Annotated in this window: 23 protein-coding genes and 1 riboswitch; of the genes, 22 read left to right on the top strand and 1 reads right to left on the bottom strand. The window is 63.5% G+C overall.

All coding sequences use genetic code 11. From position 1 onward, the window contains the following. Positions 1–156 precede the first annotated feature (156 nt). From P3T43_RS24680 to thpR, 4 genes are all read left to right on the top strand, one after another. Entirely contained in the window at positions 157–864 is a 708-nt protein-coding gene (locus tag P3T43_RS24680) for a transposase (RefSeq protein WP_429283664.1), read from the top strand. A 288-nt stretch (positions 865–1,152) separates the two neighbouring features. Continuing rightward, entirely contained in the window at positions 1,153–5,856 is a 4,704-nt protein-coding gene (locus tag P3T43_RS24675; protein WP_429283663.1) for a glutamate synthase-related protein, read from the top strand. Between the two features lie 98 nt (positions 5,857–5,954). Beyond that, positions 5,955–7,421, top strand: coding sequence for a glutamate synthase subunit beta (locus tag P3T43_RS24670; RefSeq protein WP_429283662.1), 1,467 nt, complete (start codon positions 5,955–5,957; stop codon positions 7,419–7,421). A 275-nt stretch (positions 7,422–7,696) separates the two neighbouring features. Next, positions 7,697–8,266: an RNA 2',3'-cyclic phosphodiesterase gene (thpR, locus tag P3T43_RS24665; protein WP_429283661.1), complete on the top strand. Its 570-nt coding sequence runs from the start codon at positions 7,697–7,699 to the stop codon at positions 8,264–8,266. A 116-nt stretch (positions 8,267–8,382) separates the two neighbouring features. Here thpR and P3T43_RS24660 read toward each other — a convergent pair whose 3' ends face one another. Then, positions 8,383–10,134, bottom strand: coding sequence for an ABC transporter ATP-binding protein/permease (locus P3T43_RS24660; protein ID WP_429283660.1), 1,752 nt, complete (start codon positions 10,132–10,134; stop codon positions 8,383–8,385). 348 nt (positions 10,135–10,482) lie between these two features. After that, positions 10,483–10,594: riboswitch (TPP riboswitch) on the top strand. Positions 10,595–10,809: 215 nt separating this feature from the next. Here P3T43_RS24660 and P3T43_RS24655 point away from each other — a divergent pair. From P3T43_RS24655 to hisB, 18 genes are all read left to right on the top strand, one after another. After that, positions 10,810–11,958, top strand: coding sequence for an FAD-dependent oxidoreductase (locus P3T43_RS24655; protein ID WP_429283659.1), 1,149 nt, complete (start codon positions 10,810–10,812; stop codon positions 11,956–11,958). Positions 11,959–12,030: 72 nt separating this feature from the next. Further along, positions 12,031–12,228, top strand: a complete 198-nt coding sequence (gene thiS, locus P3T43_RS24650) for a sulfur carrier protein ThiS (RefSeq protein WP_429283658.1) — start codon at positions 12,031–12,033, stop codon at positions 12,226–12,228. Positions 12,229–12,291: 63 nt separating this feature from the next. Then, positions 12,292–13,107 (top strand): thiazole synthase, encoded by an 816-nt coding sequence (locus P3T43_RS24645; RefSeq protein ID WP_429283657.1) that lies wholly within the window; start codon positions 12,292–12,294, stop codon positions 13,105–13,107. Next, complete coding sequence (gene thiE / locus P3T43_RS24640) at positions 13,104–14,216, top strand: thiamine phosphate synthase (protein ID WP_429283656.1); 1,113 nt, start codon at positions 13,104–13,106, stop codon at positions 14,214–14,216. Before P3T43_RS24645 ends, thiE begins: the two co-directional genes overlap by 4 nt. A gap of 98 nt (positions 14,217–14,314) precedes the next feature. After that, entirely contained in the window at positions 14,315–15,136 is an 822-nt protein-coding gene (locus P3T43_RS24635; protein ID WP_429283655.1) for an ABC transporter ATP-binding protein, read from the top strand. Further along, entirely contained in the window at positions 15,133–15,900 is a 768-nt protein-coding gene (gene mlaE, locus P3T43_RS24630) for a lipid asymmetry maintenance ABC transporter permease subunit MlaE (protein ID WP_429283654.1), read from the top strand. Before P3T43_RS24635 ends, mlaE begins: the two co-directional genes overlap by 4 nt. A gap of 94 nt (positions 15,901–15,994) precedes the next feature. After that, positions 15,995–16,540, top strand: a complete 546-nt coding sequence (mlaD, locus tag P3T43_RS24625) for an outer membrane lipid asymmetry maintenance protein MlaD (protein ID WP_429283653.1) — start codon at positions 15,995–15,997, stop codon at positions 16,538–16,540. Positions 16,541–16,551: 11 nt separating this feature from the next. Next, entirely contained in the window at positions 16,552–17,547 is a 996-nt protein-coding gene (locus P3T43_RS24620) for an MlaA family lipoprotein (RefSeq protein WP_429283652.1), read from the top strand. Between the two features lie 119 nt (positions 17,548–17,666). Further along, on the top strand, positions 17,667–18,296 hold the full coding sequence (locus tag P3T43_RS24615; RefSeq protein ID WP_429283651.1) for an MlaC/ttg2D family ABC transporter substrate-binding protein: 630 nt from the start codon (positions 17,667–17,669) through the stop codon (positions 18,294–18,296). Beyond that, positions 18,293–18,595 (top strand): STAS domain-containing protein, encoded by a 303-nt coding sequence (locus P3T43_RS24610; protein WP_429283650.1) that lies wholly within the window; start codon positions 18,293–18,295, stop codon positions 18,593–18,595. The genes P3T43_RS24615 and P3T43_RS24610 overlap by 4 nt, the downstream gene beginning before the upstream one ends. Positions 18,596–18,823: 228 nt before the next feature. Then, the gene (locus P3T43_RS24605) at positions 18,824–19,756 is read left to right on the top strand and encodes an ABC transporter ATP-binding protein (RefSeq protein ID WP_429283649.1); all 933 of its coding nucleotides are present in this window, start codon (positions 18,824–18,826) and stop codon (positions 19,754–19,756) included. Next, positions 19,753–20,517: an ABC transporter permease gene (locus P3T43_RS24600; RefSeq protein WP_429283648.1), complete on the top strand. Its 765-nt coding sequence runs from the start codon at positions 19,753–19,755 to the stop codon at positions 20,515–20,517. Before P3T43_RS24605 ends, P3T43_RS24600 begins: the two co-directional genes overlap by 4 nt. Before the next feature lie 14 nt (positions 20,518–20,531). After that, positions 20,532–20,771 carry a BolA family protein gene (locus P3T43_RS24595; protein WP_074262648.1) on the top strand — a complete coding sequence of 80 codons (240 nt, stop codon included), beginning with the start codon at positions 20,532–20,534 and terminating at the stop codon, positions 20,769–20,771. Positions 20,772–20,882: 111 nt separating this feature from the next. Beyond that, positions 20,883–22,145: a UDP-N-acetylglucosamine 1-carboxyvinyltransferase gene (gene murA, locus P3T43_RS24590; protein ID WP_429283700.1), complete on the top strand. Its 1,263-nt coding sequence runs from the start codon at positions 20,883–20,885 to the stop codon at positions 22,143–22,145. Beyond that, positions 22,142–22,840 carry an ATP phosphoribosyltransferase gene (hisG, locus tag P3T43_RS24585; RefSeq protein WP_429283647.1) on the top strand — a complete coding sequence of 233 codons (699 nt, stop codon included), beginning with the start codon at positions 22,142–22,144 and terminating at the stop codon, positions 22,838–22,840. The genes murA and hisG overlap by 4 nt, the downstream gene beginning before the upstream one ends. 87 nt (positions 22,841–22,927) lie before the next feature. Next, complete coding sequence (hisD, locus tag P3T43_RS24580; RefSeq protein WP_429283646.1) at positions 22,928–24,250, top strand: histidinol dehydrogenase; 1,323 nt, start codon at positions 22,928–22,930, stop codon at positions 24,248–24,250. Positions 24,251–24,362: 112 nt separating this feature from the next. Next, a complete protein-coding gene (gene hisC / locus P3T43_RS24575; protein WP_429283645.1) occupies positions 24,363–25,433 on the top strand; it encodes a histidinol-phosphate transaminase in 1,071 nt (356 codons plus the stop codon). A 93-nt stretch (positions 25,434–25,526) separates the two neighbouring features. After that, positions 25,527–26,114: an imidazoleglycerol-phosphate dehydratase HisB gene (gene hisB / locus P3T43_RS24570; protein ID WP_429283644.1), complete on the top strand. Its 588-nt coding sequence runs from the start codon at positions 25,527–25,529 to the stop codon at positions 26,112–26,114. Positions 26,115–26,166: the final 52 nt, after the last annotated feature.

Genomic DNA, 26,166 nt, shown 5'->3' with positions numbered 1-26,166 from the left:
TGACCACAACGTTTGAAACAAACCATACGCGGCAATTAGAGTTTTCTCCCTAAGCTCCGCATGGTTTCTGGCTTAGCCGCGCCCCATCGAATCGAACGGGCGTGCGGCTTTTTGGACCTTCGGGTATATACCAACGCGACTATTGGATACTCCAGCATGGCACGGCTCGCACGTCTTTATGTCCCCGACCAGCCGCAACACGTCATCCTGCGCGGACTCGATCAGCAGCCCGCATTTGTCGACGATCAGGATTACGAGCTCTTCATCGATTGTCTGAAGGCGGCTTCCCGCGACCATCACCTGTCGATTCACGCGTACGCGTTGATGCCAGGCGCGGTGCAACTGCTCGTCACGCCGACCGAGGAGTCGAGCTTGCCGAAGGCAATGCAGGCGGTCGGTCGCCGCTACGTCGCCCACTTCAACCGGCGCTATTCGCGGCGCGGCACGTTATGGGAGGGGCGCTACCGGGCGACGGTGATCGAAGGCGAGCGCTACTTCCTGCTGGCGAGCCGGGTGGTCGAGATGTGCCCGGTACGCGGGCAACTGGTCAGCGTGCCCGAGGACTACCGCTGGTCGAGCTACCGGCACCACATTGGCCTGACGCTCGACAGCCTGATCACTGACCATCCGCTGTACTGGTCGCTCGGCAACACGCCGTTCGAACGGCAGCGTGCCTATCGCGAGCTGTGCGAGCAGCCGCTGGACGAACGCGAAGCCAGCCAGTTGCAGCAGGCCACCCTGAAAGGGTGGGTACTCGGCAGCGATTCGTACCGCGAGTGGGCGGCGCGGGCGGCAAATCGCCGCGTATCGCCGCTGCCGCGGGGCCGGCCACGCAAGGTGCGCGAAACGCCGCAGACGCAATAAAGCGTTTCACTTCAAGGGTTTGCGAGAAAGCGGCCGGGTTGTCTGCCGCTTTCTTTTGCACCGATTTTGATATGGCACTATTAAAATAAGAGTGCAATGCACCAATTTGATAATCGGGGCCATACCATCACGTTTTATTTGCTATTCCGTTGATTCGTCGCGTATATTCCGAATTCCGGCAGTTTCGATGCAGATTGCCTTGAAGCCGCCCGCGCAGTTGCAGCACGAACTGCCAGCAATAAAAAATGGTTCAACGGCCTTCCCCGGCCCCCTACAGACGGTGTCCCCATGAACGATCACGAGCAACCGGTCTCCTCGGTTCCCGCCGCGCAAGGTCTCTATGACCCGCAAAACGAGCACGACGCCTGCGGCGTTGGCTTCGTCGCCCACATTAAGGGCAAGAAAAGTCACGAGATCATCCAGCAGGGCCTGAAGATCCTCGAGAATCTCGATCACCGGGGCGCCGTCGGCGCCGATCCGCTGATGGGCGATGGCGCCGGCATCCTGATCCAGGTCCCGGACGGCTTCTATCGCGAGGAAATGGCCAAGCAGGGCGTGACGTTGCCGCCCAACGGCGAATATGGCGTCGGCATGATCTTCCTGCCGAAGGAGCACGCCTCGCGTCTCGCCTGCGAACAGGAACTCGAACGCACGGTGAAGGCCGAGGGGCAGGTGGTGCTGGGCTGGCGCGACGTGCCGGTCGACCATTCCATGCCGATTTCGCCCACCGTCAAGGCGAGCGAGCCGCTGATCCGCCAGATTTTCATCGGTCGCGGCAAGGACATCATGGTGACCGACGCGCTCGAGCGGAAGCTGTACGTGATCCGCAAGACCGCGAGCCACCGCATCCAGGCACTCAAGCTCAAGCACGGCAAGGAATACTTCGTGCCGTCCATGTCGGCGCGCACGGTGGTCTACAAGGGCCTGCTGCTGGCCGGCCAGGTTGGCGTGTACTACCGCGACCTGCAGGACGACCGCACCGTGTCGGCGCTGGCGCTCGTGCACCAACGCTTCTCGACCAACACGTTCCCGGCATGGGAACTGGCTCACCCGTACCGGATGATCGCCCACAACGGCGAAATCAACACGGTGAAGGGCAACGTCAACTGGCTGAACGCCCGTACTGGCGCCATCGCGTCGCACGTGCTCGGCGACGATCTGCCGAAGCTGTGGCCGCTCATCTACCCGGGCCAATCGGACACCGCCTCGTTCGACAACTGTCTCGAACTGCTGGTGATGGCCGGCTACCCGCTCGTCCACGCGATGATGATGATGATCCCGGAAGCCTGGGAACAGCACACGCTGATGGACGACAACCGCCGCGCGTTCTACGAATACCACGCCGCGATGATGGAGCCGTGGGACGGCCCCGCTGCGATCGCCTTCACCGACGGCCGTCAGATCGGCGCCACGCTCGACCGTAACGGCCTGCGTCCGGCGCGCTACATCGTCACGGACGACGACCTCGTCATCATGGCGTCGGAAGCCGGCACGTTGCCGATTCCCGAGTCGAAGATCGTCAAGAAGTGGCGTCTGCAGCCGGGCAAGATGTTCCTGATCGACATGGAACACGGCCGCATCATCGACGACAAGGAACTGAAGGACAACCTCGCCAACGCCAAGCCGTACAAGAGCTGGATTGATGCCGTACGCATCAAGCTCGACGAAATCGAGCCGAAGGCCGAAGACGTCGTGACGGAGCGCCGCGAAGCCGCTGCCCTGCTGGATCGCCAGCAGGCATTCGGCTACACGCAGGAAGACCTCAAGTTCCTGATGGCGCCGATGGCGCAAGCCGGCGAAGAAGCGGTCGGTTCGATGGGCAACGACTCGCCGCTGGCGGTCATGTCCAACAAGAACAAGACGCTCTATCACTACTTCAAGCAGCTGTTCGCCCAGGTGACGAACCCGCCGATCGACCCGATCCGTGAAAACATGGTGATGTCGCTGGTGTCGTTCGTCGGTCCGAAGCCGAACCTGCTCGACACGAACAACATCAACCCGCCGATGCGTCTCGAAGTGTCGCAGCCGGTGCTCGACTTCCGTGACATCGCCAAGATCCGCGCGATCGATCAGTACACGGGCGGCAAGTTCAGCTCCTACGAACTGAACATCTGCTACCCGGTGGCCTGGGGCAAGGAAGGCATCGAAGCGCGCCTCGCGTCGCTGTGCGCGGAAGCCGTCGATGCCGTGAAGTCCGGCTACAACATGCTGATCGTCTCGGACCGCCGCACCGACCGCGACAACGTCGCGATCCCGGCGCTGCTGGCTACGGCCGCTATCCACACGCATCTCGTGCAGCATGGTTTACGCACGAGCGCGGGTCTGGTCGTCGAAACCGGTTCGGCACGTGAGACGCATCACTTCGCGCTGCTGGCGGGCTACGGCGCGGAAGCCGTGCACCCGTACCTCGCAATGGAAACGCTGGGCCAGATGGCCGCCGGCCTGAAGGGCGACCTGTCGGCGGAGAAGGCTGTCTACAACTTCACCAAGGCGGTCGGCAAGGGCCTGCAGAAGGTCATGTCGAAAATGGGCATTTCGACCTACATGTCGTACACCGGCGCGCAGATTTTCGAAGCGGTCGGTCTCGCCGAAGATCTGGTGACCAAGTACTTCAAGGGCACGTCGTCGAAAGTGGGCGGCATTGGCCTGTTCGACGTGGCCGAGGAAGCGATTCGTCTGCACCGCGAAGCGTTCGGCGACAACCCGGTGCTGGCCACCATGCTCGACGCGGGCGGTGAGTACGCGTACCGCGTGCGTGGCGAAGAACATATGTGGACGCCGGATGCGATCGCCAAGCTGCAACATTCGGCGCGCAGCAATTCGTATCAGACGTACAAGGAATATGCGCACCTGATCAACGATCAGACGAAGCGTCACATGACGTTCCGCGGCCTGTTCGAGTTCAAGTTCGATCCGACCCGGGCCATCCCGCTCGACGAAGTCGAATCGGCAAAGGACATCGTCAAGCGTTTTGCAACGGGCGCGATGTCGCTGGGTTCGATCTCGACCGAAGCACATGCGACGCTCGCGGTGGCGATGAACCGCATTGGCGGCAAGTCGAACACCGGTGAGGGTGGCGAAGACGCCAACCGTTATCGCAACGAACTGCGCGGCATTCCGATCAAGAACGGCGACACGATGAAGTCGGTGATCGGCGAAGAAGTCATCGTCGACATTCCGCTGAAGGATGGCGATTCGCTGCGCTCGAAGATCAAGCAGGTGGCATCGGGCCGTTTCGGCGTGACGGCGGAGTATCTGTCGTCGGCCGATCAGATCCAGATCAAGATGGCGCAGGGCGCAAAGCCGGGCGAAGGCGGCCAGTTGCCGGGCCACAAGGTGTCCGACTACATCGGCAAGCTGCGTTATTCGGTGCCGGGTGTCGGCCTGATCTCGCCGCCGCCGCACCATGACATCTATTCGATCGAAGATCTGGCGCAGCTGATCCACGATCTGAAGAACGTGAACTCGTCCTCCAGCATTTCGGTGAAGCTCGTGTCCGAATCGGGCGTCGGCACGGTGGCAGCGGGCGTGGCCAAGGCGAAGGCCGATCACGTCGTGATCGCGGGCCATGACGGCGGTACGGGCGCTTCGCCCCTGTCGTCGCTCAAGCACGCAGGCACGCCGTGGGAACTGGGTCTCGCGGAAACGCAGCAGACCCTGGTGCTCAACCAGTTGCGCGGCCGGATTCGCGTGCAGGCCGACGGTCAGATGAAGACCGGCCGCGACGTGGTGATCGGCGCGTTGCTCGGCGCGGATGAGTTCGGCTTTGCGACGGCGCCGCTCGTCGTCGAAGGCTGCATCATGATGCGCAAGTGCCATCTGAACACCTGCCCAGTCGGCGTGGCGACGCAAGATCCTGTGCTTCGGGCGAAGTTCAAGGGCCAGCCGGAACACGTCGTCAACTTCTTCTTTTTCGTTGCGGAAGAAGCGCGCGAAATCATGGCGCAACTGGGCATTCGCAAGTTCGACGACCTGATCGGCCACGCCGAACTGCTCGACATGAAGAAGGGCATCGAGCACTGGAAGGCGAAGGGTCTGGACTTCTCGCGCGTGTTCCACCTGCCGTCGGTTCCGGCGGAAGTGGCGCGCAAGCACGTCGACGTGCAGGATCACGGTCTCGACCGCGCGCTGGATCACGTGCTGATCGAGAAGGCGAAGGCGGCAATCGAGAAGGGCGAGCATGTTTCGTTCATCCAGCCGGTACGCAACGTGAACCGTACGGTCGGCGCCATGCTGTCCGGCACGATCGCGAAGAAGTATGGCCACGACGGTTTGCCTGACGACACGGTGCACATCCAGCTGAAGGGCACGGCGGGCCAGAGCTTCGGCGCGTTCCTCGCGAGAGGCGTCACGCTGGATCTGGTCGGCGACGGTAACGACTACGTCGGCAAGGGTCTGTCGGGCGGGCGCATCATCATTCGTCCGACTAACGATTTCCGCGGCAAGTCGGAAGAGAACATCATCTGCGGCAACACGGTGATGTACGGCGCGATCGAAGGCGAATCGTTCTTCCGCGGCGTCGCTGGCGAGCGTTTCTGTGTGCGTAACTCGGGCGCGACGGCAGTTGTCGAAGGCACGGGCGACCACGGTTGCGAATACATGACGGGCGGCACGGTGGTCGTGCTCGGCGAAACGGGCCGCAACTTCGCGGCCGGCATGTCGGGCGGTATCGCGTACGTCTTCGATCCGGACAGCACGTTTGCCGGCAAGTGCAACAAGTCGATGGTCGCGCTCGATCCGGTGCTGCAACAGGCCGAGCAGGAACGCACGGTCGACAAGGGCTTGTGGCACGCCAACGAAACCGACGAAGTGCTGCTGAAGGGGCTGATCGAAAGTCACTTCCAGTTCACTGGTTCGCCGCGTGCGAAGGCGTTGCTCGAAAACTGGGATGCGTCGCGCCGTCAGTTCGTGAAGGTCTTCCCGACCGAATATAAGCGCGCACTGGGCGAGATGGCTGCAAAGAAGGCGAACAAGGAAGTCCTCGCCGCTTAATTCAGCTCAAGCTCGTAGATACCCATTAGTTGTGCCCGCCGCCCTCGTGTGCGGCGGGTGTCGATTCCCCCACCTGTACCGATAGATAAGAGAACCACATGGGCAAGGCAACCGGTTTTCTCGAGTTCGAACGTCGCCATGAGACGTACGAAGCTCCGCTCACGCGTGTGAAGCACTACAAGGAATTCGTTGCGGCACTGGCCGACGACGAAGCGAAGATTCAAGGCGCACGTTGCATGGACTGCGGCATTCCGTTCTGCAACAACGGCTGCCCGGTGAACAACATCATCCCGGACTTCAACGACCTGGTGTTTCATCAGGACTGGAAGACCGCGATCGAAGTGCTGCACTCCACGAACAACTTCCCGGAGTTCACGGGCCGCATTTGCCCGGCGCCGTGCGAAGCGGCGTGTACGCTCGGCATCAATGACGACCCGGTCGGCATCAAGTCGATCGAGCACGCGATTATCGACAAGGCGTGGGCCGAGGGCTGGGTCGCGCCGCTGCCGGCGAAGCACAAGACGGGCAAGAAGGTCGCTGTGGTCGGATCGGGCCCCGCGGGCCTCGCGGTTGCGCAGCAACTCGCGCGAGCGGGGCACGATGTCACCGTGTTCGAAAAGAACGATCGCATTGGCGGCCTGCTGCGTTACGGCATCCCCGATTTCAAGCTGGAAAAGTGGCTGATCGACCGCCGCATGCGTCAGATGGAAGCCGAAGGCGTGACGTTCCGCGCGGGCGTGTTCATCGGTAAGGATCCGCTGCCTGGGCACATCGGCAATACGGCAAAAGAGACCATTACGCCGGCCGAACTGAAAGAGCAGTTCGACGCAGTGGTGCTGACGGGCGGTTCAGAAACGCCGCGCGATTTGCCGGTGCCGGGCCGCGAACTGGAAGGCATCCACTACGCGATGGAATTCCTGCCGCAGCAGAACAAGGTCAATGCCGGCGACAAGCTCACCGGCCAGTTGCTCGCCAAGGGCAAGCATGTGGTGGTGATCGGTGGCGGCGACACGGGTTCGGATTGTGTCGGCACCTCCAATCGTCACGGCGCGAAGGGTGTCACGCAGTTCGAATTGCTACCGAAGGCCCCGGACGAAGAGAACAAGCCGCTGGTGTGGCCGTACTGGCCGATCAAGCTGCGCACTTCGTCCTCGCATGAAGAAGGTTGCGAGCGCGATTGGGCCGTGGCGACGAAGCGTTTCGAGGGCAAGAACGGCAAGGTCGAGAAGCTGATTGCCGTGCGCGTCGAATGGAAGGACGGCAAGATGCAGGAAGTGCCGGGTTCCGAATTCGAAATGAAGGCCGACCTGGTGCTGCTGGCGATGGGCTTCACGCAACCGGTTTCGCCGGTGCTGGAAGCGTTCGGCGTCGACAAGGACAACCGCGGCAACGTGCGTGCCTCGACCGAAGGTGAGAAGGCGTACTACACGTCGGTGGACAAGGTGTTTACTGCGGGCGACATGCGCCGCGGCCAGTCGCTGGTCGTGTGGGCGATTCGCGAAGGGCGCCAGTGCGCGCGCTCCGTGGACGCGTACCTGATGGGGCAGTCAGAACTGCCGCGCTAAGTCTTCGGCGAGTATCGCGCCGCGTGGCGGAACTGCAACCGTTTGCAGGACGAGGTGGAGACGACAAGGCAGTACCCAAAGCCGGGCGCCCGTGAGGGCGACCCGGCTTTTTACTTGGCGGGCGAAGGCGATCGGGGGCGCGGATAATATTGCGTTGGGCGAGCTACGCGGTCAAATGCGGCGGTAGGGGCTGCACGTGCAAGCGAGAGTGCCGGGTACGGCGCCCGAAGTCATCTCACGAAAGCACACGTTTCAACCACGGATGGTGACAAACGATGCAATCAACGGATTTACCGGATTCAGCGGCGATCAAGGGATGGCAGCGCTGCTTCATCGCGTTGGCGCCCGATGTCGGGACACGTGATGCGCTCAGCGCTATTCAGGTGTCGGCAAACGCGCGGCGCGTGCCATACGAACAGTTGCATCTGACGGTGACGTTCATTGGCGCGCTGAGTGTCGAGCAGGGCGGCGCACTGGCCGAGGCCTTGAGCGAACATGGCATTCCGCTCACGCCCACACCGGTGATGCACGTCGAACATTGGCCGAGCGCCGCGCATCCGCGCCTGACGGTCGCGACACTGGCGATGACCGATGAGTTCGTGAAACTCGACTGGCGCGTGCGCTCGTTGATGATCGAACAAGGCTTGCCCGTCGACGCCCGGGCCTTCCGGCCGCATATCACGTTGGCACGCTTCGGCCGCGAGGCGGGGCCCGCCGGGCACCCGGCGGACACACCCGTGAATCTGCTGGCGCGCTTTGAGTCGCTGATTCTTTACTCGAGCACGCTGGCCCGGCACGGGGCGCGTTACCGGGCGTTGGCAAGCACGTCGTCGCCAGGCGGGTAGGCCGGAGCGTTACGCCGGGGAACGCCGCATCCGCGAGACTTCAGGTGTGCAAAGTTCTTGCGAGCGGCGTCTGCGCGTTACACGCATCGACGCCACACCGTCGCACGCCCTCGCGCTCATGCCGCGACCGGTTCGCCCGAGCGCTCGACATCGAGCGTTTCTTCGTGGAACGCCGCGAGCGATTCGCGGTGCGCCACGCTGACGATCGCGGCCTTGGGCAGACGCTCGGTGAACAGGTGATAGAGGCGCGCCTCGTTCGCGGCGTCGAGCGCGCTGGTGGCTTCGTCGAGGAACAGGTAGTCGGGCTTGTGCAGCAAGACCCGCGCGGCGGCGAGGCGTTGCTGTTCACCCGGCGACAGAACACGCGCCCAGTGGCCCGATTCGTCCAGGCGGTCCGCATAGTCTGCAAGGTGGCACACGCGCAGCGCTTCGCGGCATTCGTCCTCGGTGTAGGCGTCGGCGGAGGACGGGTAGCAGAGCGCGCCTTTCAAGGTGCCGATCGGCATGTAGCTCTGCTGCGGAATAAACATCATGCGCGCATTGACCGGCGCGTCGATCGCGCCGTCGCCGAACGGCCACAGCCCGGCCAGCGCGCGCATCAAGGTGCTCTTGCCCGAGCCGGACGGGCCGCGTACCAGCCAGCGCGAACCGGGCTGGATGGTGATGTCGCGGATCTGCGAGAGGGCCGTGCCGTTCGGCAAGCAGAGCGACAGGCGGTCGGTGGAGAGCTTGTCCTCGTCGACGTAGTGCAGATTGATGCCGCCATGCGCGGTGGCCGGCGAGGTGGTCTCTTTCAGATGCGAGGCGCGGATGACGCGATTGAATTCGCGCAGACGATTCACCGTAGCCCGCCAATCGACAAGGCTGCCGTAACTGTTGATGAACCAGGAGAACGAATCGCTCACGGTGCCGAACGAGTTCTGGATCTGCATCAGCACGCCGAATGTGAATGCTCCGGCAAAGTACCGCGGCGCGGCAACTGCGATCGGAAAGATAATCGCAATCTGGGCATAGAAGCTCAGTACGAAGCTCAGGCGCTTGGTGTACTTCATCACGCGCCACCAGTTATCGCGAATGCGCTGGAAGACATTTCCCGCGGTGGCCCGTTCGGTCGCTTCCCCATCGTAAAACGCGATCTGTTCAGCGTTTTCGCGCACCCGGATCAGGCCGAAACGGAAATCTGCCTCGACCTTCTGTTGCTGGTAGGTAATCGAAACGAGCGGGTGGCCGAGCTTGTAGATCATGTACGAGCCACCCAGCGCATAGAGCGCGGCGACCCACACCATGTAACCGGGAATGACGAGCGGCACGCCGCCGAGCGTCACGCTTAGCGAACCGGCCAGTCCCCAGAGGATGGTGACGAACGTAATGAGCGTAACGACCGTCGACAGAAGATCGAGTGTCAGCGTGAGCGTGCTGGTGGCAAATGACTGCAGGTCGTCGCTGATACGTTGGTCAGGGTTGTCGGCAAGGCGGTCGCGCTCGATCCGATAGAAGGCGGCGTCGCCGAGCCACTCTTCAAGGTACCGGTGCGTCAGCCACTGGCGCCAGCGGAAACCGAGCATCTGACGCAAGTACCGGCCATACACGAACAGGATAATCATCGCGAACACGATGACCGAGAAGACCACCATCAGGTGCGGGAAGTCGTGAACGTTCTTGGCCTGCAAAGCGTTATAGAAGTCGCCGTTCCAGGTGTTGAACTTCACACTTAACCACACGTTGGCGAGGTTGATCGCGATGATCGTAATCAGCAGTCCCCACGCGATCTTCCATTCTTCAGAGACCCAGTAGGGCTTGATCAGACTCCACGCCGAGACTTTGTCGTCGGGCTCTAGCGGGCGGGCAGAAGAAGTATTGGGTGTCATGACCATCCTGAAGTAATGCTGGCTCAACTTGGGCTGGCTCACCACGACCGGGCCCAGATGGCTCGGTGAATAGTGAGTCCGCGCCACGGCGAAATTGCGATTGCGGCTGGATCTTGCCGCCGGATACCCGTCGCCCGATTCTGGCGCGAACGGCTTAAGCGAAAATTAATCGCGTAAAACCCGGGCAAGCGACGACCGCGCGTGAGGTGCAAGACGCCGCACCCACGGCGGGGGCGTCCGATCGTTGCATTGTGCCAGAGCGTCGGGCGTGGCTGCAGCAATCGGCGGTCCTCGCGCCTGCGCTGCCCTCGGTTTGCGGCCGTCGCGCCTTTTATGGTCTAATGACTCTCGACGAAACAGGGGTGCTTTGCGCGCGGGCAACACGCCGCGGTGAGGCTGAGAGAGACCCTTCGCACCCGATCCGGGTAATACCGGCGCGGGAAGTTTCCGGAAGTCAGCGTTTCTTCCAGCTTCGCTTCCATTCTCCCGCCGGGCAGCGTCCTTCACACTGGGCGCGCCATTTGCCCGGCCGGCCTCGCCCGCCGGTTTCGTCCTTGGGTACGTGCGCCTGATGCCGTACGGAAAGGATACGATGACCGCTCATTCTTCAGTTTATTGCTTCGTTCGCCCCCTCGCGGCCTATGCCGCCGCTCTGTACGTGCCGGTAGTCTGGCGATGAAGCAGCTTGCTCAACCGGATTTCGCCGTGATCGGCGGTGGTCTGTGCGGCCGGCTGGTCGCATGGCGCCTGGCCGGTGCGGGACACCGCGTTGTGTTGTACGAGCGGGGCGACGCTGCCGGCTCGCAAGCCGCCGCGTGGGTGGCGGCGGCCATGCTCGCGCCGCTTGCCGAAGCGGCGAGCGCGGAATTGCTCATCACGCGCCTCGGCGCTGCCTCGCTCGACAGCTGGCCGAAGCTGCTGGCCGAGTTGCCCGAACCCGTGTTCTTTCAACGCAATGGCACGCTGGTGGTCTGGCATCACGCCGACCGCACGGAAGCGCCGCTGTTCGAACGCCGCGTGCGCTCGAACGCGCCTGCGGATCTGCTGGATGGCGGTTTTGTCACGCTGTCGGGCAACCAGGTCGGCGCCGCGGAACCGGCGCTGGCGGGCCGCTTCACGCAAGGCTGGCTGTTGCCGCATGAAGGCCAGCTCGACAATCGTCAGGTGCTCAGCGCTTTGGCTGCTGGGCTTGCGGAGCGTGGTGTCGAGACACACTGGAACACGCCGGTTTTCGATCACGCCATGCCGCCGGCGCGCGTGACCATCGATTGCCGCGGGCTCGGCGCCAAGACGGTATTGCCCACCTTGCGCGGCATCCGCGGTGAAGTGGCCCGCGTGCATGCGCCCGGGATCGGACTGACGCGGCCAGTGCGCCTGTTGCATCCGCGTTACCCGCTGTATATCGCGCCGAAGCAGGACGATCTCTACGTGATCGGCGCCACCGAAGTGGAAGGCGAGGACATGTCGCCCGTCAGCGTGCGCTCCGCGCTGGAATTGCTCAGCGCGGCGTTTTCGGTGCATCCGGGCTTTGGCGAGGCGCGCATACTCGAATTGAACTCGCAGTGCCGCCCGACCTTGCCGGACCACCGTCCGGCGCTGGTGTGGGATGGCGCGCAGACCTTGCGCGTGAACGGCCTGTACCGCCACGGCTACATGATCGTGCCGGAAGTCGCGGACGAGGCCGTCCGCTTCGCGACCGCGCTGCTCGAAGGCCGGGTCGGCGATGCCGATGCTTTTGCCGGCTGGCAGCGCAATGCCCGCTGGAGCGAGCTGTTTCAGCTTGCCCGGCTCGACCCACAGGATTGCTCGCAGGAGCCGGCATGAGCGTTGCGGCTGCTTGCGCAGCCGCCGCCGGGCTAGTTATTTGCGCTATCGATTGAACCGTATCTGAACACCATGGACATTCATATCAATCAGAAGCCGTTGTCGCTCCCGGATGGGGCGACCGTCGCCGACGCGCTCGCCGCCTTCGGCGCGCGCCCACCGTTCGCCGTTGCGTTGAACGGCGATTTCGTGGCCCGCACCCAGCACGCTGCACGCGCGCTGCAGGCGGGCGACAAGCTCGACATCGTGCAACCCGTCGCCGGCGGCTAGCTGAACGCCTGCGCGAACGCCTCGGCCAGACGGCCGTGCATCGCCAGAGACAAGGATTTTTAGATGACTTCTCCCACTCCCGCCGACGCGCTCACGCTGTACGGCGAAACCTTCGCAAGCCGTGTGCTGCTCGGCACCTCACGCTATCCGTCGCTGCAGTCGCTCTCGGATTCGATCGATGCCGCGAAGCCCGGCATGATTACCGTCGCCCTGCGCCGTCAGATGAACGAAGGCGGCGCCGAAGCCGGCTTCTTCGACCTGCTTAAGCGGCATGGCGTACCGCTCCTTCCGAACACAGCCGGCTGCCAGAGCGTCGGTGAAGCGGTCACGACCGCCCATATGGCGCGCGAAGTGTTCGAAACCGACTGGATCAAGCTGGAACTGATCGGCGACGACTACACGCTGCAACCCGATCCGGTCGGCCTGATCGAAGCGGCTGCGCGACTGGTGAAGGACGGCTTCAAGGTGCTGCCGTATTGCACCGAAGATCTGGTGATCGGCCGCCGTCTGCTCGACGCCGGCTGCGAGGCGCTGATGCCGTGGGGAGCGCCGATCGGCACCGGCAAGGGCGTCATCAATCCGTACGGCCTGCGGGTGCTGCGCGAGCGCTTGCCGGACGTGCCGCTGATCGTCGACGCGGGGCTCGGCGTGCCGTCGCATGCGGCGCAGGTGATGGAGTGGGGCTTCGACGGCGTGCTGCTGAACACGGCCGTCTCGCAGGCGACCCATCCTGACGCCATGGCCCGCGCCTTCGCGCTGGGCGTCGAAGCGGGGCGCGAGGCGTATCTGGCGGGGCCGATGGCCGAACGCGAAACCGCCCATGCGAGCACGCCGGTGGTCGGCATGCCGTTCTGGCATCAGGACGGGAGCGCAGCATGAACCTGACTTTCACGCCGACCTCACCGCTCGGCGGCCGCGAGTTGTTCTGGCCGCCCGCTGACGAACTGACCGAAGCCGCTGAGCGTATCCGCGCCCGGCTGGGCGTCTGGCCGCCTACCCACGCGCCGTGGCGTATTTGCCTCGCTGCGCCGGACGACGCGAACGGCGGCGATCTGATCGTCGTCGCCGATGCCCAGCAGCATGGCGAGCAGGTGGCGCGCTGGCAGGTGCAGGGCGCAGGCGTGATCGAAGCGGCTGCGGGCCGTGCGACGCTTCATCTCGGCGGCGAGCGCTATCCGCTGGAAGGGCATCTGGCCGAAGACTGGATTCCCGCGCTGGCGGCCTTTCTCGATTGCGGCTTCGCACCGCACGACGCGCTGGTGCTCGCGCTCGCCTGGCGCGACGGCGACGAAACCTCGTCCGACGACGCGTGGCCCACGGATCTGTCCCGTTTCCCGCGCGTGATGGGCTTGCCGGCGGCTCCGCAGCAGGCGTTCGCGCGCTGCCCGGAGCGCCTTGGACTGTATCCGGTGCTGCCGACGGCCGACTGGGTCGAGCGGGTGGTCGGGTTTGGGGTGAAGACGGTGCAGTTGCGTCGCAAGACGGCCGAGCCGGGCGAACTGGCGCAGGACATTGCCCGTTGCGTCGCAGCGGGCCGCGCGCACGATGCCCAGGTGTTCATCAACGATCACTGGCAACTTGCACTCGCTGCGGGTGCGTATGGCGTTCACCTCGGTCAGGAAGATCTGCACAAGGCCGACCTTGACGGGCTCGCCGCTGCGGGCCTGCGCCTCGGCCTTTCGACGCACGGCTACTACGAGATCCTCACCGCGCTGCACTTCCGGCCTAGCTATGTTGCGCTCGGCGCGGTGTTCGCGACCACCACCAAGGTGATGCCTACGGCACCTCAGGGACTCGCGCGGCTCGCCCGTTACGTGCGCCTGCTCGAGGGCGTCGTACCGCTGGTGGCGATCGGCGGAATCGACCAGCAGGTGCTGCCGCAAGTGCTGGCGACAGGCGTCGGTTGCGCGGCCGTTGTACGTGCCGTGACGGAGGCGGCCGATCCCGCTGCATCCGTCGCTGCGATGCAGCGCGGGTTTACGCCATAATCGCGTGGTCCCTGCCTATCGGGGACAGGGCGCGTCACGGCAGCTTCTGCATGATGGCCCTATAATCCGGCCTTCTGTGTAAAAGGATCGTCAGCTTCGTGCCTTCCTCCTCCGAGACCCTTCTCGAGCTTCGCGACGTCGACTTCGGTTATGGCGACCGGCTCGTCCTGTCGAACCTGAACCTGCGCTTCAAGCGCGGCCAGGTCGTTGCGGTCATGGGCGGCTCGGGGTGCGGCAAGACCACGGTACTGCGGCTGATCGGCGGCCTCGTGCGCGCCCAGCGCGGGCAGATCCTGTTCCAGCAGCAGGACATCGGCGCACAGACGCGCGACGGCCTGTACGCGCTGCGTCGCAAGATGGGCATGCTGTTCCAGTTCGGCGCGCTGTTTACGGATATGTCGGTGTTCGAAAACGTGGCGTTCACGTTGCGCGAACACACCGATCTGCCCGAAGAACTGATCCGCGACCTCGTGTTGATGAAGCTCAACGCGGTGGGGCTGCGCGGCGCGCGCGATCTCTCCCCGGCGGAGATTTCCGGCGGCATGGCGCGACGCGTGGCGCTCGCCCGGGCCATCGCGCTCGACCCCGAACTGATGATGTACGACGAGCCGTTTGCCGGCCTCGATCCTATCTCGCTCGGTATTACGGCGAACCTGATCCGCGCGCTGAATCAGGCGCTCGGCGCCACCTCCATTCTGGTGACGCACGACGTGCCGGAATCGTTCGCGATTGCCGACTACGTGTATTTTCTGGCCAACGGCGGCGTGCACGCCGAAGGCACGCCCGCCGAATTGCGGGCCTCGAGCGATCCCACGGTGCGTCAGTTCATCGACGGCGCGCCGGACGGTCCGTTCAAATTCCACTATCCCAGCAATACGCCGCTTGCGGCAGATTTCGGCATCGGCGGGGGACAGGCATGATCAGTGCGCTCGGACGTTCGGTGGTCGGCGGGCTCGAGACCGCCGGTTACGCGACGCGGCTCTTCTTCCGCCTCGTGCTGGAATTCTTTCCGTTACTGCGCCGTCCACGTCTTGTCACGAAGCAGATCCACTTCGTGGGTAATTATTCGCTGGTGATCATTGCGGTGTCGGGGCTGTTCGTCGGTTTCGTGCTGGGGTTGCAGGGCTACAACACCCTCAACCGCTACGGTTCGGAGCAGGCGCTCGGGCTGCTGGTGGCGCTCTCGCTGGTGCGCGAGCTGGGGCCGGTGGTCACCGCGTTGCTGTTCGCGGGCCGCGCCGGCACGTCGCTCACCGCTGAAATCGGTTTGATGAAAGCCGGCGAGCAACTGACGGCCATGGAAATGATGGCGGTCGATCCGATCAAGATCGTGGTCGCGCCGCGCTTGTGGGCGGGCATTATCTCCATGCCGATTCTCGCGGCGATTTTCAGCGCGGTCGGGATCGGCGGCGGCTACGTGGTGGGCGTGCTGATGATTGGTGTGGACGCCGGCTCGTTCTGGTCGCAGATGCAGGGCGGCGTGGACGTCTGGGCCGACGTCGGCAACGGCGTGATCAAGAGTATCGTGTTTGGCTTTGCGGTGACGTTCATTGCGCTCTTCCAGGGCTACGAAGCCAAACCAACCCCGGAAGGTGTTTCACGGGCGACCACCAAGACGGTTGTGTACGGCTCGCTGGCCGTGCTTGGCCTCGATTTCCTGCTGACCGCGTTGATGTTCAGCTAAAAAAACCGCGCGACGTGCCTCCCGCCGCGGGCATTGGATTGCCCGCGCCGCGCGGAAGGTGTGGCCGACGCGATGGATTCTCTTTGGGATGACGATGAAAAAGACTGCTCTCGACTTCTGGGTCGGCCTGTTCGTGGTGCTGGGTTTCGTAGCGCTGCTGTTCCTGGCGTTGAAGGCCGGCAACATGAGCTCGTTGTCATTTCAGGCAACTTACCCGGTCAAGCTCAAGTTCGACAATATCGGCGGCCTGAAGGCGCGCGCGCCGGTGAAGAGCGCGGGCGTAACGGTCGGCCGGGTCGACTCGATCGGCTTCGACAGCAATTCGTACCAGGCCGTGGTGACGATCGATCTGGACAAGCAATACCCGTTTCCGAAGGACACCTCCGCCAAGATCCTGACCGCTGGCCTGCTCGGTGAGCAGTACATCGGCCTCGAACCCGGCGGCGATAGCGAAATGCTGAAAGCAGGCGACACGATCTCGATGACCCAGTCGGCCATCGTGCTCGAAAACCTGATCGGACAATTCCTCTACAGCAAGGCGGCAGACTCGGGTGCCTCCAAGTCTGGCGCAGCCGCTGCGGCCCCCGCGCCGGCGGCACCGGCACCGGCCGTGCCCGCGTCGGGCGCGTCGGGTCAATAAGGAGAACAACAATGCAGACCATGCGCGTCCGACTCTCGGCGCTGGCGTTCGGTGCAGCGATGCTGGCCGGTTGTGCGACCGTTCAGACCCCCACGAAGGGCGATCCGCTCGAAGGGCTGAACCGCACCGTCTTCAAGTTCAACGACAAGGTCGACCAGTACGCGTTGAAGCCGGTCGCCAAGGGTTACGTGTACGTCATGCCGCAGCCGGTGCGTGACAGCGTGACCAACTTCTTCTCGAACATCGGCGACGTCTACATTGCCGCGAACAACCTGCTGCAGTTGAAGATTACCGATGGTGTCGAAGACATCATGCGGATCGTCATCAACACCACGTTCGGCGTGGGCGGTCTGTTCGACGTGGCAACGCTTGCGAAGCTGCCGAAGCACGACAACGACCTTGGCCTCACGCTTGGTCACTATGGTGTGCCGGCCGGCCCGTACCTCGTGCTGCCGCTGTTCGGACCGAGCACCGTGCGCGACGCGGTGGGCTCGATTGGCGCCTATTACGTCAATCCGTTGTCTTACATTCATCCGGATGGCCTGAGCTGGGCGCTGTACGGCGTCAACATCGTCAACACGCGGGCGAACCTGCTGAGCGCGAGCGATGTGCTGGAAGGCGCGGCGCTCGACAAGTATTCGTTTGTGCGTAACGCCTATCTGCAACGCCGGACTTACTTGCTGTCGCAAGGCAAGGCGGGTGGCAATGCTGCACTCCCGGACTATGGCGACAACGCGGCGCTGCCCAAGTACGACGACGTGGAGGGGAGCGCAGCGGCACCGGCTGCAGGCACGACGGCAGCCTCCGCACCGGGGGCGGCATCCGCGCCGGCCAACGCAACGGCACCTGAAAGCGCTTCGGGCGGCACCGCCGCAACTGCGGCGCCGGCCTCCGATACCTCCGGCTCGCCGCCGCTGGATCTGAACGGCGGCCCGGAGAACGACCAGGTGCCTGCCGATCAGGTCGTGCCGCCGCGGCTTAATTTCCCATCATTCAGATTACGTTGAGGGCGCAGCCGTAACACCTCGAAACGACTCTCGCAGTTTCCGCGTGGATCGCGGATGAACTCGCGTGTTATTGTCGGCTCCAAGGTTTGCACTGCACTATTCTTTCTGTCAGGCTCAATATGAAAAAATTCTTCCTTATTTCGTTTTTTGCTGCACTGTTTTCGTTTAATAGTGCGGCATTCGCGCAAGCGGTCGACAGCAGCGCGCCAGATGCGCTGGTCAAGACCGTGACCCAGCAGGTGGTGGACGCCGTCCGTAACGACAAGTCGATCCAGCAGGGGAACATTTCCCACATTTCCCAGCTCGTCAACGAGAAAATCCTGCCGTACACGGACTTCCGCCGTACGACCCAACTGGCGATGGGCCGCAACTGGCGCACCGCCACGCCCGACCAGCAGAACGCCGTGGTCGAGCAGTTCAAGATGCTGCTGATCCGCACGTATTCGGGCGCGCTGGCGCAGGTCAAAGACCAGGAGATCCAGTACAAGCCGTTCCGCATGAACCCGGACGACACCGACACGGTGGTGCGTTCGGTGGTGATGAACAACGGCTCGCCGGTGGAGCTCGACTACCGTCTGTACAAGACGCCGCAAGGCTGGCGCGTGTACGACATCAACGTGCTCGGCGCATGGCTGATCCAGGCGTACCAGCAACAGTTCAACGAGCAGATCCAGCAGCACGGCGTCGATGGGCTGATCCAGTTCCTCACGCAGCGTAACCAGCAACTCGCCGCGGGCAAGCAGTCGTGAGCCCAGCGGTGAACGGCGGGGTCCGCTCACAGGCGGACCGTTTCGAAACCGGTACGACACTGACCCACGCGAGCGCGAAAGCCGCGCTTGAAGCCGGGCTGCAGCGTATCGCGGCGGGCGCATCCGGTGTCGATTGCGCGCCGCTCGCGCAATTCGATTCGTCGGCGCTCGCCGTGTTGATCGCATGGCAGCGCGCCGCTCAGGCGCGCGGCGCCGCGCTCGAAGTCGTCAATCTGCCGGCTGGCCTTGCCAGTCTGGCGCACGCCTACGGCGTCGATAACCTGCTGGGGCGCGCGTAGCGGGCGCTTTGGCGCGACTTCGGTGCCATGCAACCGGGTCGTGTGTCGAGAGATTGACGTTCTACTGACGCTTCCGGCGTCACCTCTCCGTTTCCCCTGGCAAAGTCGAGGTTCCCGACTTTTGCCCTATAATCAAACGTTTTTTGGGGCTTTCAATGAGCCCCAATTTCGTTCCCTCCAGCATTGTGCGCACCTATCAGGCGCCGTGATCCAAAGCGGCGCACAGTCATGCCAGCCATAGAAATTCGTAACGTCAAGAAGCGCTACAAAGATCTTCAGGCGCTCAAGGGCGTCAGCCTCACGGTGGAAGAAGGCGAGTTTTTCGGACTGCTCGGTCCGAACGGCGCGGGCAAGACGACGCTCATCAGCATTCTTGCCGGCCTCGCGCGCGCCGATGAAGGCACCATCGCCGTACGCGGCCACGACGTCGTCGCCGACTTCCGCGATGCCCGCCGGGCGCTCGGCGTCGTGCCGCAAGAACTCGTGTTCGACCCGTTCTTCACGGTGCGCGAAACCTTGCGCATCCAGTCCGGTTATTACGGACTGCGCCGCAACGACGCGTGGATCGACGAGGTGATGGCCAACCTCGATCTCACCGAAAAAGCCGACGCCAATATGCGCGCGCTGTCGGGCGGCATGAAGCGCCGCGTGCTGGTCGCGCAGGCGCTGGTGCATCGTCCGCCGGTGATCGTGCTCGATGAGCCAACCGCGGGTGTCGACGTCGAGCTGCGTCAAACTCTGTGGAAATTCATCTCGCGCCTGAATCGCGAGGGCCACACGATTGTCCTGACCACGCACTATCTGGAAGAAGCGGAATCGCTGTGCGACCGGATTGCGATGTTGCGACGCGGCGAAGTAGTGGCGCTCGAGCGCACCAGCACGCTGCTGCAACGCTTCGCCGGCATGCAGCTGTTTCTGCGCTTTACCGAGGGCGTGCTACCGGCCGAATTGCGACCGCTCGAAGTCGAGTCCGGCGCGGGCAGCGGCAACGGCCGGCACTATCTGTTGCGGCTGGCGAGCTATGACGACGTCGAGCGAATTCTCGCGCAATGCCGCAACGCAGGTTGCAAGCTGGAAGAAGTCGAGGTGCGCAAAGCCGACCTCGAAGACGTGTTTGTTCAGGTGATGAACGGTCCGGAAGTGATCGAGGGGCTTGCATGAGCGGCTTTGGTGGATTTCGCACGCTGTTTTACAAGGAAATTCTGCGTTTCTGGAAGGTGGCGTTCCAGACGGTCCTCGCACCGGTGATTACCGCGCTGCTGTACCTGACGATTTTCGGCCACGCGCTGCGCGGTCACGTGCAGGTCTATCCGGGCGTCGAGTACACGAGCTTCCTGATTCCGGGGCTGGTGATGATGAGCGTTTTGCAGAACGCGTTCGCCAACAGTTCGTCGTCCCTGATCCAGTCGAAAATCACTGGCAATCTGGTGTTCGTGCTGCTGCCGCCGTTGTCCCACTATGAGATGTACTGCGCCTACGTGCTGGCTTCGGTGGTGCGCGGTCTCGCGGTCGGGTTCGGCGTGTTTATCGTGACAATCTGGTTCGTGCCGCTCAGCTTCAGCGCACCATTGATCATCGTCGCGTTTGCCGTGCTGGGCGCGGGGATTCTCGGCACGCTCGGCCTGATCGCCGGGATCTGGGCCGAAAAATTCGATCAGCTCGCCGCCTTCCAGAATTTTCTGATCATGCCGCTCACGTTCCTCTCGGGCGTGTTCTACTCGACGCATACGTTGCCGCCGGTGTGGCGCGAAGTGTCGCGGCTCAATCCTTTTTTCTACATGATCGACGGCTTTCGCTACGGTTTCTTCGGGGTTTCGGATATCGATCCGCTCGTGAGCCTGGCCATCGTCGCCGGTTTCTTTGTGGTGCTGGCCGTGGTGGCGATGCGCATGCTCGCCTCCGGTTTCAAACTGCGCCACTGACGAGGAGCTTTCTCATGTTGCCGACTCCCGAACAGGTCAAGCAATACATCGCAGTTGGACTCGCTTGCGAGCATCTCGAAGTCGAAGGCGACGGTCAGCATTTCTTTGCGACCATCGTGTCTCCGAGCTTCGAAGGCAAGCGTCTGATCCAACGCCATCAACTCGTGTACGCGGCGCTCGGCGACCGCATGCGCGAGGAAATCCACGCGCTCAGCATGAAGACGCTGACGCCCGCCGAATGGCAAAACGCGTAATCTGGAACGTTAGTGCGAATTACTCAAGACAGCCGTGAGGCCGGTAGCGGCGCCGCCGCGGACAGCAATGCAGCCCCGGTACAGCGCCGGGTAGATCAGGAACTGACAGGTATGGACAAACTCGTCATTGAAGGCGGTCAGCGGCTGGCCGGTGAGATCGTCGTGTCGGGGGCGAAGAACGCCGCATTGCCGATCCTGTGCGCCGGCTTGCTGAGCGCGGAACCGGTGCATCTCGAGAACGTGCCGGATCTGCAGGATGTGCGTACCACGCTCAAGCTGCTCAACCAGATGGGTGTGCGTACCGAAGCGGCCGCATGCCGGGTGTCGCTCGACGCATCGAAGGTCGACAACCTCGTGGCGCCCTACGAGCTGGTGAAGACGATGCGCGCCTCGATCCTCGTGCTCGGGCCGCTGCTCGCGCGCTTCGGCGAGGCCAGGGTGTCGCTGCCGGGCGGTTGCGCCATCGGCGCGCGGCCGGTCGACCAGCACATCAAGGGCCTGCAGGCAATGGGCGCGGAAATCACGATCGAGCACGGCTTTATCGAAGCGCGCGCCAAGCGTCTGAAAGGCGCGCGCATCGTGACCGACATGATTACCGTCACCGGCACCGAGAATCTGCTGATGGCAGCCGTGCTCGCCGAGGGCGAGACGGTGATCGAGAACGCCGCGCGGGAGCCGGAAGTGGGCGACCTCGCGCACCTGCTCGTCGCCATGGGCGCGCAGATCGAAGGCATTGGCACCGACCGCCTGGTGATCCAGGGCGTCGACAAGCTGCACGGCGCAAAGCATACGGTGATTCCGGATCGTATCGAGGCCGGCACCTTCCTGTGCGCGGTCGCGGCCGCGGGCGGCGACGTGATCCTGCGCCACGTGCGCCCGCTGATCCTCGAAGCCGTGACGGAAAAGCTGCGCGAAGCCGGCGTGACGATCGAGGAAGGCGACGACTGGATGCGCGTGCGCATGGACCAGCGTCCGCATGCCGTGGGCGTGCGCACGTCCGAGTACCCAGCGTTCCCCACCGACATGCAGGCGCAGTTCATGGCGCTCAACACGATCGCGAGCGGCACGTCGCAAGTGGTCGAGACGATCTTCGAGAACCGCTTCATGCACGTGCAGGAGCTGAACCGTCTTGGCGCCAACATCACGATCGACGGCAATACCGCGCTCGTGAACGGCGTCGACAAGCTGTCGGGCGCCAAGGTCATGGCCACCGACCTGCGCGCATCGGCGAGCCTCGTGATTGCCGGCCTGTGTGCCGACGGTGAGACGTTGATCGACCGTATCTATCACCTCGATCGCGGCTACGACCAGATGGAGTCGAAGCTGACGGCCGTTGGCGCCAAGGTGCGCCGCATTGCCGGGGGCGCCGTATGAGCGCACTGCCGCAAACTTCGTCCTCGACGGCGGCGAGCGCGCCGCTCACGCTCGCGCTGTCAAAAGGGCGTATCTTCGAAGAGACATTGCCGCTGCTCGAAGCAGCCGGCGTGCAGGTCGCCGAAGATCCGGAAACCTCGCGCAAGCTGATCCTGCCGACCACTGACACGAATCTGCGCGTGATCATCGTGCGCGCCACCGATGTGCCAACCTACGTCGAATACGGCGCCGCCGACTTCGGCGTAGCCGGCAAGGACGTGCTGCTGGAGCATGGCGGCAGCGGCCTGTATCAGCCGGTGGACCTCGATATCGCGCGTTGCCGGATGTCGGTCGCCGTGGCGGCGGGCTTCGATTATGAAAACGCGGTGCGCCAGGGCGCGCGGCTGCGGGTTGCCACCAAATACGTGGAAACCGCGCGCCAGCATTTCGCGGCAAAGGGCGTGCACGTCGACCTGATCAAGCTGTACGGTTCGATGGAACTTGCTCCGCTGGTGGGCCTCGCCGACGCGATCGTCGACCTTGTCAGCTCAGGCGGAACCTTGCGAGCCAACAATCTTGTCGAGGTGGAAGAGATCATGCAGATCTCGTCGCGCCTCGTCGTGAACCAGGCGGCGCTCAAGCTCAAGCGCGCCGCGTTGCGGCCGTTCCTCGACGCGTTCGAACGCGCGTCGCGGCGCGCCGACGCGGCGGCCTGACAACGCCTGACGGTGCCCTGATGCCGCCTGAGGCTGTTCTGAAGGCCTGAAGGGCATCAGGTGCGCCTTACCGAAACGGATACCAGCATGTCTATCAACATTCGCAAACTCGACTCCAGCGCTCCCGGATTCCAGAAGGCGTTGCACGCGGTGCTCGCGTTCGAGGCAAGCGAGGACGAAGCCATTGAGCAGTCGGTCGCGCAGATTCTGGCCGACGTGAAGGCTCGCGGCGATGCGGCTGTGCTCGAATATACCCAGCGCTTCGACCGCGTCGCGGCATCGAGCGTCGCCGCACTCGAATTGCCCATGTCGGAACTCGAAGCCGCGCTGGAAGGGCTCGATCCGCGCCGCCGCGCTGCACTCGAAGCCGCCGCCGCGCGCGTGCGTGGGTATCACGAGAAGCAGAAGATCGAATGCGGCAGCCATAGCTGGCAGTACACCGAATCGGACGGCACCGTGCTGGGCCAGAAGGTCACGCCTCTGGACCGCGCCGGGATCTATGTGCCGGGTGGCAAGGCCGCGTATCCGTCGTCGGTGCTGATGAACGCCATTCCGGCACGGGTAGCCGGCGTGCGCGAAATCGTCATGGTCGTGCCCACGCCGGACGGCGCGAAGAATCCGCTGGTGCTGGCGGCCGCGCTGCTGGGCGGGGTGGACCGCGTGTTCACCATTGGCGGCGCACAGGCAGTCGGCGCACTGGCTTACGGCACCGCGACGGTGCCGGCGGTCGACAAGATCTGTGGTCCCGGCAACGCGTATGTCGCATCGGCCAAGCGCCGTGTCTTCGGCACGGTCGGCATCGACATGATTGCGGGTCCTTCGGAGATTCTGGTGCTGTGCGACGGCACCACTGATCCGCGCTGGGTGGCCATGGACCTGTTCTCGCAGGCCGAGCACGACGAGCTCGCCCAATCCATCCTGCTGTGCCCGGACGACGCCTTCATCGCGCGCGTGCATGACGCCATCAACGAACTGCTGCACAGCCTGCCGCGCCGCGACGTGATCCGCGCTTCGCTGGAAGGACGCGGCGCGCTGATCAAGGTGCGCGACATGGCGGAAGCCTGCGCGATCGCCAACGACATTGCGCCGGAACACCTCGAAATCTCCGCGCTGGAGCCGCATCAATGGAGCAAGCTGATCCGTCATGCGGGCGCGATCTTCCTTGGCCGCTATACCAGCGAAAGCCTCGGCGACTACTGCGCGGGGCCGAATCACGTGCTGCCTACGTCGCGTACCGCACGGTTCTCCTCACCACTCGGCGTCTATGATTTCTTCAAGCGTTCGAGCCTGATCGAGGTCAGCGCGGAAGGCGCGCAGACGCTCGGTGAGATTGCGGCGGAACTGGCGTACGGCGAAGGCCTGCAGGCGCATGCCCGCAGCGCCGAATACCGCATGAAGCAAAACGGCTGAGCGCATCGGTCAGGCGTGAAACAGCCGGCGCATCACCTACATTGACCAACCGGAGCGGCTCTCGCGCCGCCCCTGCATGACCGGCCTGCATTGCGGGCCGGTCCGCCTATTCATGACGACACCTCAAGACATTATTCGCCGCGACGTGCTCGCGATGACGAGCTATCCCGTTCCGGACGCGACGGGCTTCGTGAAGCTCGACGCGATGGAAAATCCGTTCGCCTTGCCGGCGCCGCTCGCGGCACAACTCGGCGAACGTCTCGCCGGTGTCGCGCTGAACCGTTATCCGGCGCCGCGTCCGGAAGCGCTGCTCGAAAAGATCAAACGCGTGATGGGCGTGCCCGCCAACTGCGAAGTGCTGCTTGGCAACGGCTCGGACGAGATTATCAGCATGATCTCGATGGCCTGCGCGAGGCCTGGCGCCAAGGTGCTCGCACCGGTACCGGGTTTCGTGATGTACCAGTTGTCGGCGAAGCTGGCGAATCTGGAATTCATCGGCGTGCCGCTCAAGTCCGATTTCACGCTCGACACCGAAGCCATGCTCGCGGCCATCGCCGAGCATCAGCCCGCTATCGTGTACCTCGCATACCCCAACAATCCGACCGGCACGCTGTACGAAGATGCGGACATGGAGCGCATCATCCGTGCCGCGGACCAGAGCCTGGTCGTGATCGACGAGGCGTATCAGCCGTTCGCGCAACAAAGCTGGCTGCCGCGTGCCGACGCGTTCGACAACGTGGTCGTCATGCGCACAGTCTCGAAGCTGGGTCTCGCGGGCATTCGCCTCGGCTATCTGGTCGGACGCGCGGCCTGGCTGACCGAGTTCGACAAGGTGCGCCCGCCGTACAACATCAATGTGCTGACTCAGGCCACCGCCGATTTCCTGCTCGATCACCTCGACGTGCTCGACGCCCAGGCGGCGCAATTGCGCGAAGAACGCACGAAGCTGGCTCAGGCCGTCGGTCACCTGCCGGGTGCCGAAGTGTTCCCGAGCGCCGGTAACTTCCTGCTGGTGCGCGTGCCGGATGCATCCGTTATGTTCGAAACGCTGCTTACTGCGCGGGTTTTGATCAAAAACGTGAGTAAAATGCATCCATTGCTGGCAAATTGTGTACGCCTGACAGTCGGTTCCCCTGACGAAAACGCACAGCTGCTGGCCGCACTGAAACTCGTGCTGCATTGACCGGCGTGCCGGTGCGCTACGTTCCGTTTGACGGGCGCGGCGGCCGGCGTTCCCCCACTCTCCATCTTTCACCGTCAGATTCGAGGAATTACCATGCGCCAGGCGGAAGTCGTTCGCGACACTAGCGAAACGCAGATCCGTATCAAGATCAATCTGGACGGCACCGGCAAGCAAAAGCTCGCCACCGGTGTGCCGTTCCTCGACCACATGCTCGACCAGATCGCGCGGCATGGGTTGATCGATCTCGACATCGAAGCGCATGGCGACACGCATATCGACGACCATCACACGGTCGAAGACGTGGGCATCACGCTGGGTCAGGCGGTGGCGAAGGCCGTCGGCGACAAGAAGGGCATCCGTCGCTATGGGCATTCCTATGTGCCGCTGGACGAGGCGCTGTCCCGGGTCGTGATCGATCTTTCCGGACGCCCGGGGCTCGAGTTCCACGTGCCGTTCACGCGCGCGCGCATCGGGACGTTCGATGTGGATCTCTCCATCGAATTTTTCCGCGGCTTTGTGAATCACGCCGGCGTGACGCTCCATATCGACAACCTGCGCGGCCTGAACGCCCATCATCAGATGGAAACGGTGTTCAAGGCCTTCGGACGTGCCTTGCGCATGGCAGTCGAACTGGACGAACGCGCGGCGGGGCAGATTCCGTCAACCAAAGGCAGCCTCTAGAGCACGCAGGACTAACCGGACCCGGCGCGCGCTTTGCGCGAGCCCGGCTTGC

It is taken from the genome of Paraburkholderia sp. GAS41, from assembly GCF_050436545.1.
Classification (GTDB): domain Bacteria; phylum Pseudomonadota; class Gammaproteobacteria; order Burkholderiales; family Burkholderiaceae; genus Paraburkholderia.
The sequence above is the reverse complement of the archived record's forward strand: the minus strand, read 5'-3'. Positions and strand labels throughout refer to the sequence as shown.

Coding starts and splice junctions, on each gene's coding strand:
- P3T43_RS24680 (WP_429283664.1), top strand. CDS start 157: ATGGCACGGCTCGCACGTCTTTATGTCCCCGACCAGCCGCAACACGTC.
- P3T43_RS24675 (WP_429283663.1), top strand. CDS start 1,153: ATGAACGATCACGAGCAACCGGTCTCCTCGGTTCCCGCCGCGCAAGGT.
- P3T43_RS24670 (WP_429283662.1), top strand. CDS start 5,955: ATGGGCAAGGCAACCGGTTTTCTCGAGTTCGAACGTCGCCATGAGACG.
- thpR (WP_429283661.1), top strand. CDS start 7,697: ATGCAATCAACGGATTTACCGGATTCAGCGGCGATCAAGGGATGGCAG.
- P3T43_RS24660 (WP_429283660.1), bottom strand. CDS start 10,134: ATGACACCCAATACTTCTTCTGCCCGCCCGCTAGAGCCCGACGACAAA.
- P3T43_RS24655 (WP_429283659.1), top strand. CDS start 10,810: ATGAAGCAGCTTGCTCAACCGGATTTCGCCGTGATCGGCGGTGGTCTG.
- thiS (WP_429283658.1), top strand. CDS start 12,031: ATGGACATTCATATCAATCAGAAGCCGTTGTCGCTCCCGGATGGGGCG.
- P3T43_RS24645 (WP_429283657.1), top strand. CDS start 12,292: ATGACTTCTCCCACTCCCGCCGACGCGCTCACGCTGTACGGCGAAACC.
- thiE (WP_429283656.1), top strand. CDS start 13,104: ATGAACCTGACTTTCACGCCGACCTCACCGCTCGGCGGCCGCGAGTTG.
- mlaE (WP_429283654.1), top strand. CDS start 15,133: ATGATCAGTGCGCTCGGACGTTCGGTGGTCGGCGGGCTCGAGACCGCC.
- mlaD (WP_429283653.1), top strand. CDS start 15,995: ATGAAAAAGACTGCTCTCGACTTCTGGGTCGGCCTGTTCGTGGTGCTG.
- P3T43_RS24620 (WP_429283652.1), top strand. CDS start 16,552: ATGCAGACCATGCGCGTCCGACTCTCGGCGCTGGCGTTCGGTGCAGCG.
- P3T43_RS24615 (WP_429283651.1), top strand. CDS start 17,667: ATGAAAAAATTCTTCCTTATTTCGTTTTTTGCTGCACTGTTTTCGTTT.
- P3T43_RS24605 (WP_429283649.1), top strand. CDS start 18,824: ATGCCAGCCATAGAAATTCGTAACGTCAAGAAGCGCTACAAAGATCTT.
- P3T43_RS24600 (WP_429283648.1), top strand. CDS start 19,753: ATGAGCGGCTTTGGTGGATTTCGCACGCTGTTTTACAAGGAAATTCTG.
- P3T43_RS24595 (WP_074262648.1), top strand. CDS start 20,532: ATGTTGCCGACTCCCGAACAGGTCAAGCAATACATCGCAGTTGGACTC.
- murA (WP_429283700.1), top strand. CDS start 20,883: ATGGACAAACTCGTCATTGAAGGCGGTCAGCGGCTGGCCGGTGAGATC.
- hisG (WP_429283647.1), top strand. CDS start 22,142: ATGAGCGCACTGCCGCAAACTTCGTCCTCGACGGCGGCGAGCGCGCCG.
- hisD (WP_429283646.1), top strand. CDS start 22,928: ATGTCTATCAACATTCGCAAACTCGACTCCAGCGCTCCCGGATTCCAG.
- hisC (WP_429283645.1), top strand. CDS start 24,363: ATGACGACACCTCAAGACATTATTCGCCGCGACGTGCTCGCGATGACG.
- hisB (WP_429283644.1), top strand. CDS start 25,527: ATGCGCCAGGCGGAAGTCGTTCGCGACACTAGCGAAACGCAGATCCGT.